Below are 7750 nucleotides of genomic sequence, written 5' to 3'. Positions count from 1 at the left end.
ATCGTTCTCCTTAACCACATCCTCAAATACCCCGATTTTGTACTTGCGCCTTAGGAGAGTTGCTCCCGGTCATATAGTATAGCCCGGAAACGGCAGTAGATTTTCGGCTATTGCCAGCCGTTTATAGCGGGGTTGTTAAGTCCCGGCTGGTTCTCACCAGCTTCGGCGAATTTCTTTCTTCCGGGGCTGGATGTAAAGCCGGAACCGAGGTTTTCCCCCAGGACACAAAAAAGGCGCAAAGGACTCAATTCCCTTGCGCCTGTTGATCGGCGTCAGCCGAAAATCAGTTCTTGTCCGGTGGCAATTCGACGATCTCAAACCAGTACTTTTCCAGGGTCTGGAGAATGTCCACCAGGGCCTCGAAAGTCACCGGTTTTACAATATAGGAGTTCACCCCCAGGTCATAGGATTTGTAGATATCCTCCTCGGCGTGGGAGGTCGTGAGCACCACGACGGGGATCGTCCGCAGCTCCGGGTCGCTTTTAATCTCTTTGAGCACGGCCCGCCCATCCTTGCGCGGCATGTTGAGGTCCAGGAGGATCAAGCCCGGCCGCGGCGTCTCCTGCCCGGCGAATTTGCCTTGATGGCGCAGGTAGTCCATCAATTCCTCTCCGTTTTCGACAAAGCGGAGGTCATTGGCGAGGCGCCCTTCGAGCAGCGCTTCCTTGGTCAGCCTGCGATCGTCGTCGTCGTCGTCGGCCATCAGGATGGTGATCGGTTTTCCGTATTTGCTCATGATTTGGTGATTTGTTTGACCGGAAGCCGCACGATAAACGTCGCTCCCTGACCCTTTTCGCTCTTTGCCACAATACTCCCCCCGTGCCGACTTGCAATCTTTCGGCACACGGCGAGCCCAATGCCGGTCCCTTCGTATTCCTGGCGGCTGTGGAGCCGCTGGAAGAGGGTGAAGACTTGCTCGACGTATTGTTCCTCAAAGCCGATGCCGTTGTCGGCCACGACAAGCTGGCAAAGGTCGTCGCCCGGCCCGGCTCCGGCAATTTGATGCTCCTGCGCGGGGAGGATGCGGGCGGAGACGATGACCTCCGGCGGCTGGCCCGGTTTGTGGAATTTGACGGCGTTGCTGAGGAGGTTCTGGAAAAGCTGGCGCATCTGTACTGGGTCGGCGTCGATGGTCGGGAGCTTGGCGACTTCGATGAGGGCGCGGGTCTGCTCGATGGGGATTTCCAGGTCGGAGAGCACCTCGCCCATGACGGCATTCAAGTCCACCGTGACAAAGGGCTGGGCCCGGCTGGTGACATGCGAGAGGGTCAGCAAGTCCTGGATCAGCGTTTGCATCCGGCCCGCGGCCTTTTGCATCCGGTCGAGGTAGTCGAGGCCTTGTTCTTCAAGCACGTCGCCGCACTTGAGGCGCAGGCGATCGGAGAAGGCGCGGATTTTCCGCAGCGGCTCCTGCAAATCGTGCGAGGCCACGCTGGCGAAGTCGCGCAGCTCGGCGTTGCTGCGTTCCAGCTGGGCCGCAAAGATGCGCAGCTTTTCCTCGCTCGCCTTGCGTTCGCTGATGTCGGAGCCGACGCAGACGAGCCCGATGGACTGGCCGTTCAAGTCGCGCAGGGGCACCTTGTTGGTCAACAGCCAGACGAGTTTCCCCTCCGGGTCCACCGCCGGTTCCTCGCGGTTAAGGATGGGGGTGCCGGTTTCGAAGACCGACTGATCGTCGGCGTGGTAAATGGAGGCCAGCTCGCGCGGGGCGAAGTCGAAGACCGTGTGCCCCACGAGCTTTTCAAAGGAATCCACGCCCAGGAAGCTCCGGTGGGCCACGTTGTCGAGCATGAAGCGGCCCTCCAGGTCCTTGACGTAAATATGGTCCGGGATGGCGTCGATCAAATTGCGCAGCAGATTGCGCTCCTGGGCGAGCTGGGCCTCCGCCCGGCGGCGGGCCTCGATGTCGCGCAGGATGAGGGCCGCTGCCGCGATGAGCAGCACCAGCGAGATGCACGAGCTTAAGAGCACGCGCCGCTTGGTCTCGGTGCCGATCTGCCGCGAAAGGGTCGAGCGTTCTTCGAGCCGCAGCTCTTCGGCGAGCTGGAAGGCCGCCATGATCGAGCGCAGTTCCGTCGTGGCCCCCTCCTGGTTCATCGCCGAAAACCGGTTCTCCGTCGCCTTTGGCCCCTCCATCTGGCGGGCCCAGGTCAGCTGGCGGAGCGAATCGAGCTTGTGGTTGATCCGCTTCATGATCGCCTTGAGGCGGGCGGACTGGGCCGGTTCATCCCGGACTAAAACCGAGAGCTCCTTGCCCTCGGCGATGGCCTCCGCCCCGGCTTGTTCGAAAAAACCGAGCAGCACATCGTCGTTTGAGATCAGGTAACCGCGCGCGGCGCTCTCGGCCTCCATCAGGTGGCGCAGCAGGGCCTCGTGCGACTCCAGGATGCGGTGGGTCTTGGAGACCGCCTGGGCCGCGTTGATAAAGTCCCGCGTGCTTTGCAGCCCGAGGCCGGCCATCACCGCGACAGCCAGGATGGCCGCCCCGAAGGCCAGCAGCAGCTTGATCCGGATGGATAACGTGGGAATGCCTGCGATGTTCACGGGCTTTGGGCTCCTTCCTTGGGAAGGCGGGCGTGTCGAATCAAAAGATGATGCAATTTTGGCGGAGGGAGTGGGATTCGAACCCACGATGCCTTGCGGCATGCCGGTTTTCAAGACCGGTGCAATCGACCGCTCTGCCATCCCTCCGGATGCATCGCAACCTCGCAGGTTCTAGCGTGGTTTCGCCGGTTTTGGAATTCAATTTTAAAGAAGCACGCCGCTTCCCGCTCTGCGAATGCCGCCCCAAAGGAGAAAATAGGCAAGATATTCCAGAAGAAACCTTCCCAAGTGGCATGGAATGTGCAAGTTTCCAGCGGTTGCCGCCCCCATGCGGAATTTCCATGAAACCGCCCCACTCCCCATCCTCAAAGCCTGCTCCCAAGGCCCTTCGGCCCGAGGGAAATGACTTCGAAGCGGTATGGAAAGCGGCGGGGCAGGTCTTCTACCGATGCGAACCGCGCGGACCGATGACCCTCCAGGGGGCCTTTGAGCCGCTGCTGGGCGAGACGGCTTCGCTCGGCGGGGGCCGCGCCGAATGGCTCCGCTTGGTTCATCCCGACGATGTCGTGGCGGTGGCCCAGTGGGACGCCGCCGCCGTGAAGGGCAAGCCGCAGACCCTCGAATACCGCTTCCTGGCCACTGGCGGCCACACCCTATGGCTTCGCGAGACCCGCGTGCCCGGGGGCCGAGGCGGCTTCTCCGGCACCCTCGAGGACGTCACCCGGAGCCGGGAAATGGCCGCCCAGCTGCGCCACCGGCAGAAGCAGAGCGTCTTTGGCGAATGCGCCCGGGGCATCGCGCATGATTTTAACAACGTCCTGGCCGTCCTCCAGGGCTACACCGAGCTGCTCCAGCTCGACGCCGAACCGGGCTCCGAAAACGCCGAGTACCTTGGCGAAATGATGGGCGCCGTGGGCCGCGCCCGCGAGCTGACCGCGCAGATCCACCGCGTTTCCCACGCCAAGCCCGAGCACCCCGTCACTGTCAACCTGGGGACCGTCCTGCGCGACCTCAAGCCCCTCTTCCGGCGGCTTGCGCGGGAGGAGATCGAGGTGACGGTGAGCGAAAAATCGGCCGCCGCATGGGTCCGGGCCGACATTCTGGAGCTCGAAACGCTCCTCCTCAACCTGGCCGCCAACGCCTGCGAAGCGATGTCTGGCAGCGGGCGCCTGGAGGTCTCCTGCGACATCCAGGGGAAGCAGGCCACGCTGGCCGTCAGCGACACCGGGGAGGGCATCGCCGCCGCCAGTCTGAAACGCATTTTCGAACCCGGCTTCACCACCCGCCAGCGCCAGCGGGCCGAGGGCCTGGGCCTCGCCGTCTGCCGCGAGATCGTCGAGCGGGCGGGCGGCCGGATCACCTGCAAAAGCAAGCCCGGCAAAGGGAGCGAGTTCACCGTCACCCTGCCGCTGGTGGCTGCGCCCCCCCGGACGCCTTCGCCGGAAAGCCGGAAAATCCCCCCCGGACAGGGCGAGGCCATCCTCATCGTGGAGGACGATCCCGCCGTGCGAAAAACCCTCGCGGCGGTCATCGAAACGCTCGGATATCGGGTTTACCAAGCCTCCAACGGACAGGAAGCCGTGCGGCGGCTTGAGAAAGAGACGAAAATTCGGCTCGTCATTTCGGATTTTTTCATGCCATTAATGACGGGGGGAGAATTGGTAGAGACTGTTCAGAGCCGATGGCCCGGGATTCCGGTTATATTGACGTCAGGCTATGCGACGCCCATTTCTCCGTACCAAAGTTTTCTGCCCAAGCCGCTTGCCATAACCACCCTGGCCCAACACATTCGCAAATCTATCGATGTCTAGCCTTTCCATTTTATTGACTGAAGACGATCTTGACGTCGCCCGGTACCTCGTCACGGTCCTCAAATCGCTCGGGCACCGGGTCGCCGGGGTCGCCCGCAACGGCTTGCAAGCCGTCCAGATGGCCGAGGCGCTCGCTCCGGATCTCGTGATCATGGATATCGACCTGCCCGGGATGAACGGCGTGGCGGCGGCTCATAAGATCCTGGAAAAGCGCTCGCTGCCCCTCATCATCAGCACCGGCCGCACCGACTCCGAGGCGCTGGAAAGCACCCGCGAGCTGGATATCAAAGCCTTTCTGGTCAAGCCCTTCAGCGCCGTGCAGCTTAAAAGCGCCATCGCCGTGGCCGTCAGCCAGCACCAGATGCAGACCGAGGCGCGCCAGAAGATCGACGAACTGAGCGGCGCGCTCGAAGCCGTCCAGGACAAAGCCGACGCGGGCGCTCTCACGCAGGACCGCCTGCAAACCCTGGGCTTGACCCCCCGCGAGGCGGAAGTCATGGCATGGGTGGCCCAGGGCAAGTCCAACAGCGACATCGCCACCATCCTGGTCAGCTCCCCGCGCACCGTGGCCAAGCACATCGAGCACGTTTTCGCCAAGCTCAACGTCGAAAGCCGCACCGCCGCCGTTGCCGAGGCTCGCCGCCTGCTCCAAGGGGGCGGGGAAGCCAAAACGGCCAAGGCGTAGGCGTTTTTTAGGCTAAATTGTCTTTTCCTGAGTTGCGCGGTTGCTGATAAACTCCCGTCACCATGCAACTCATTGACGGAAAACAGATCGCTGCCCAAGTCCACGCCGAAACGCGAGCCGCAGTTGAAGCCCTCAAAGCCAAGGGGGTGACGCCCGGTCTGGCCGTCGTCCTGGTCGGGGATGATCCCGCCTCCCGCTCTTACGTCCGCTCCAAGGAAAAGATGTCCACCGAGCTGGGCCTCCACTCCGTCAAACACGAGCTGCCCGCCGAGACCACCCAGGAGGAGTTGATCGCCCTGGTCCTCAAGCTCAATGCCGACCCGGCGATCCACGGCATCCTCGTCCAGTCCCCGCCGCCGAAGCACATCGACGAGGCGGCCGTCATCCAGGCCATCGACCCGCGCAAGGACGTCGACGGCTTCCATCCCGTCAACGTTGCCAAGCTGGCGCTCGACGATCCCTCGGGCTTTGTCCCCTGCACGCCGCTCGGCTGCCAGCGCCTGCTCCTGGCCAGCGGCATCGACCCGGCCGGGAAACACGCCGTGGTCCTGGGCCGCTCCATGATTGTCGGCAAACCGATGGCGCTTCTTCTCATGGCCAAGGGCAAGGGCGGCGATGCCACCGTTACCGTGGTCCACTCCCGCTCCCGCGACCTGGCCTCCCTTACGCGCCAGGCCGACATCCTCATTGCCGCTATTGGCCGCCCCGGTTTTGTCAAAGCCGAGCACGTGCGCGAAGGGGCCGTGGTCATCGACGTGGGCATCAACCGCGTGGATGACCCCACCGCCAAGCGGGGCTACCGGCTCGTGGGCGACGTGGCCTTTGACGAGGTGGCGCCGAAGTGTTCGGCCATCACCCCAGTCCCCGGCGGCGTCGGCCCGATGACGATCGCCATGCTCATGGCTAATACCGTCAAGGCTTGCCGCCAGATTACGGAAGAATAGGGAGGGAGACTGGGAGGCTCGCGAGATGAGCCTCCCTGAGTACAAAAAAAGTGGAAGGCGTCGTTGTTTCTTCCCTCCGGCTTTTGTCCTTTGGGAGCCAGTTCCTATCGGATTCTTGCGAACTCCTTTAGTAACCAGCGGCGTCTTCCTGAGAATAAAATAGCACGGGTTGGGGCCAATGCAAATGGGGTAAATGGGGGGCTTTTCCTTGGCGATGCCCTTTGCTGATGCCGCCCGGGACACCGCGCCATGGGTACAAAAAAAAGAGGAAGGCGTCGTTATTCATCCCTCCGGCTTTTGTCCTTTGGGAACCGGTTTCTATCGGATCTCTTTCGATCTCCCTTAGTTAACCAGCGGCGTCTTCCTGAGAACAAAATAGCACGGGTTTGAGGCAATGCAAATGGGGGGCTTTTTCTTTGCCGATGCCCCTTGCGGAGGCCGCCCGGAAGCGCTGCTTCGGGGTACAAAAAATCGGAAGATGTCGTTGTTTTTTCCCTCGGAAATTTTTCCTTCGGGAACCAGCTCTTTCGGTGTTTTTTTAGGACCTCCGTTAAGAACCAGCGGCATCTTCCTTGAGATTAAAATAGCACCATTTCGGGGCCGTGCAAGTGGCTGTGAATCCGCCTAAAATCAGGCCCGGATGGCCCAGCGCAGCTTGGTGGAGGCGGCGCGCGGGTTGCTCCGGCATTCTTCCGCTCCGGGGCGCGTGACCTCGCGGGCGCACTCCCGGTAAATGCCGTCGCGCAGCCCGGCTTCAAACGCTTTTTTCACCCGCCGATCTTCCCCCGAGTGGAAAGTTAATATCGCCACGCGGCCTCCCGGCTTCAGGCACGCGGGCAGGAGCCGCAGGAGCGTTTCCAGCGCCGTGAACTCCTCGTTGACCGCGATCCGCAGCGCCTGAAACACCCGCCGCACCGAGAGCGTCTGCTCCGCCTCGGGCCGGTGGGCGAGCGTGGCGCGGATCGCCGCCGCCAAGTCGAGCGTCGTTGCCAGGCCCCGGCCCGCCAGCGCTTGTGCAAGGCGGTCTGCATGGGGTTCGTCGGAGTTTTCCCGCAGCAGCGCGGCCAGTTCCCCGGGTGGCAGCTTCTCCAGCAGCGCCGAGGCGGGGCGGCCCTTGGCCGGGTTCATTCGCATGTCCAGCGGGCCCTCGGCCTTCACGGAAAAACCGCGCGCAGGGTCGTCGAGCTGCATGGAGGAGACGCCCAGATCGGCCAAAATAAGATCCACGCCCGCGGGAAGACCCTCCGCCGCCAGCGCCCGGGGCAGCCCTGCGAAATTGCAGCGCCGGGCCGTGAACGTCTCCGGGCCGAAGCCGAGCGCCCTCAGGCGGGCCTCCGTGCGGGGCAGCTCCAGCGGGTCGGCGTCGAGGCCGATCAAGCGCCCCCCCGGCTGAAGGCGTGCCAGGAGCTCCGAAGAGTGCCCGCCGTAGCCCAGTGTACAATCCGCCGCCGTCTCGCCCGGCGCGGGGCGCAGCACTTCCAGGATCTCCCGCACCATGATGGGGCGGTGCGTCCCGGCAGGCGTTTTGCCCGAGGCGATCACCTTGGCCACTGTCTCGGGGTATTTCTCCGGGGCGCGCTCCTTATATTTCTGATCAAAGCGCCGGGGATTCTTTCCCGAATAGCGTGGCCGCCGCCGGTGGGGGGCGGGCTGGAGAGGGGCATCGGGCGGAGTCGGCGAGGTGTTCACGTCAAGGCTTTGAGATCGCGGGAAGATACCACCCGGGCCGCCCAAAGCACTCCTAAAAATGCATTCGGGTAGGCGTT

6 protein-coding genes and 1 tRNA gene are annotated in these 7750 nt (G+C 63.0%); 3 read left to right on the top strand and 4 right to left on the bottom strand.

Features of this window, described 5'->3' with window-relative positions:
- Nucleotides 1–283 precede the first annotated feature (283 nt).
- The 3 genes from B2828_RS09115 to B2828_RS09105 all read right to left on the bottom strand — a co-directional run bounded on the left by B2828_RS09115 (nucleotide 284) and on the right by B2828_RS09105 (nucleotide 2691).
- Nucleotides 284–736, bottom strand: a complete 453-nt coding sequence (locus B2828_RS09115; RefSeq protein ID WP_479633412.1) for a response regulator — start codon at nucleotides 734–736, stop codon at nucleotides 284–286.
- Nucleotides 733–2544: a sensor histidine kinase gene (locus tag B2828_RS09110; RefSeq protein WP_479633411.1), complete on the bottom strand. Its 1812-nt coding sequence runs from the start codon at nucleotides 2542–2544 to the stop codon at nucleotides 733–735. The genes B2828_RS09115 and B2828_RS09110 overlap by 4 nt, the downstream gene beginning before the upstream one ends.
- 59 nt (nucleotides 2545–2603) lie before the next feature.
- Nucleotides 2604–2691 (bottom strand) — tRNA-Ser (locus B2828_RS09105).
- Nucleotides 2692–2885: 194 nt separating this feature from the next.
- Here B2828_RS09105 and B2828_RS09100 point away from each other — a divergent pair.
- The 3 genes from B2828_RS09100 (at nucleotide 2886) to folD (ending at nucleotide 5984) form a co-directional block, all read left to right on the top strand.
- Nucleotides 2886–4355: a hybrid sensor histidine kinase/response regulator gene (locus B2828_RS09100; RefSeq protein ID WP_479633410.1), complete on the top strand. Its 1470-nt coding sequence runs from the start codon at nucleotides 2886–2888 to the stop codon at nucleotides 4353–4355.
- Entirely contained in the window at nucleotides 4348–5040 is a 693-nt protein-coding gene (locus B2828_RS09095) for a response regulator (protein WP_479633409.1), read from the top strand. The genes B2828_RS09100 and B2828_RS09095 overlap by 8 nt, the downstream gene beginning before the upstream one ends.
- Nucleotides 5041–5102: 62 nt before the next feature.
- A complete protein-coding gene (gene folD / locus B2828_RS09090) occupies nucleotides 5103–5984 on the top strand; it encodes a bifunctional methylenetetrahydrofolate dehydrogenase/methenyltetrahydrofolate cyclohydrolase FolD (RefSeq protein WP_479633408.1) in 882 nt (293 codons plus the stop codon).
- A 630-nt stretch (nucleotides 5985–6614) separates the two neighbouring features.
- Here the strand turns inward: folD and rsmH are convergent.
- Nucleotides 6615–7673 carry a 16S rRNA (cytosine(1402)-N(4))-methyltransferase RsmH gene (gene rsmH / locus B2828_RS09085; protein WP_479633407.1) on the bottom strand — a complete coding sequence of 353 codons (1059 nt, stop codon included), beginning with the start codon at nucleotides 7671–7673 and terminating at the stop codon, nucleotides 6615–6617.
- Between the last annotated feature and the right edge of the window lie 77 nt (nucleotides 7674–7750).

Source organism: Spartobacteria bacterium UBA695 (genome assembly GCA_002298145.1).
GTDB lineage: Bacteria > Verrucomicrobiota > Verrucomicrobiia > Chthoniobacterales > Chthoniobacteraceae > UBA695.
Note: the sequence above shows the minus strand (reverse complement) of the source record. Positions and strands in the feature narration are given on the sequence as shown.

Coding starts and splice junctions, on each gene's coding strand:
- B2828_RS09115 (WP_479633412.1), bottom strand. CDS start 736: ATGAGCAAATACGGAAAACCGATCACCATCCTGATGGCCGACGACGAC.
- B2828_RS09100 (WP_479633410.1), top strand. CDS start 2,886: ATGAAACCGCCCCACTCCCCATCCTCAAAGCCTGCTCCCAAGGCCCTT.
- B2828_RS09095 (WP_479633409.1), top strand. CDS start 4,348: ATGTCTAGCCTTTCCATTTTATTGACTGAAGACGATCTTGACGTCGCC.
- folD (WP_479633408.1), top strand. CDS start 5,103: ATGCAACTCATTGACGGAAAACAGATCGCTGCCCAAGTCCACGCCGAA.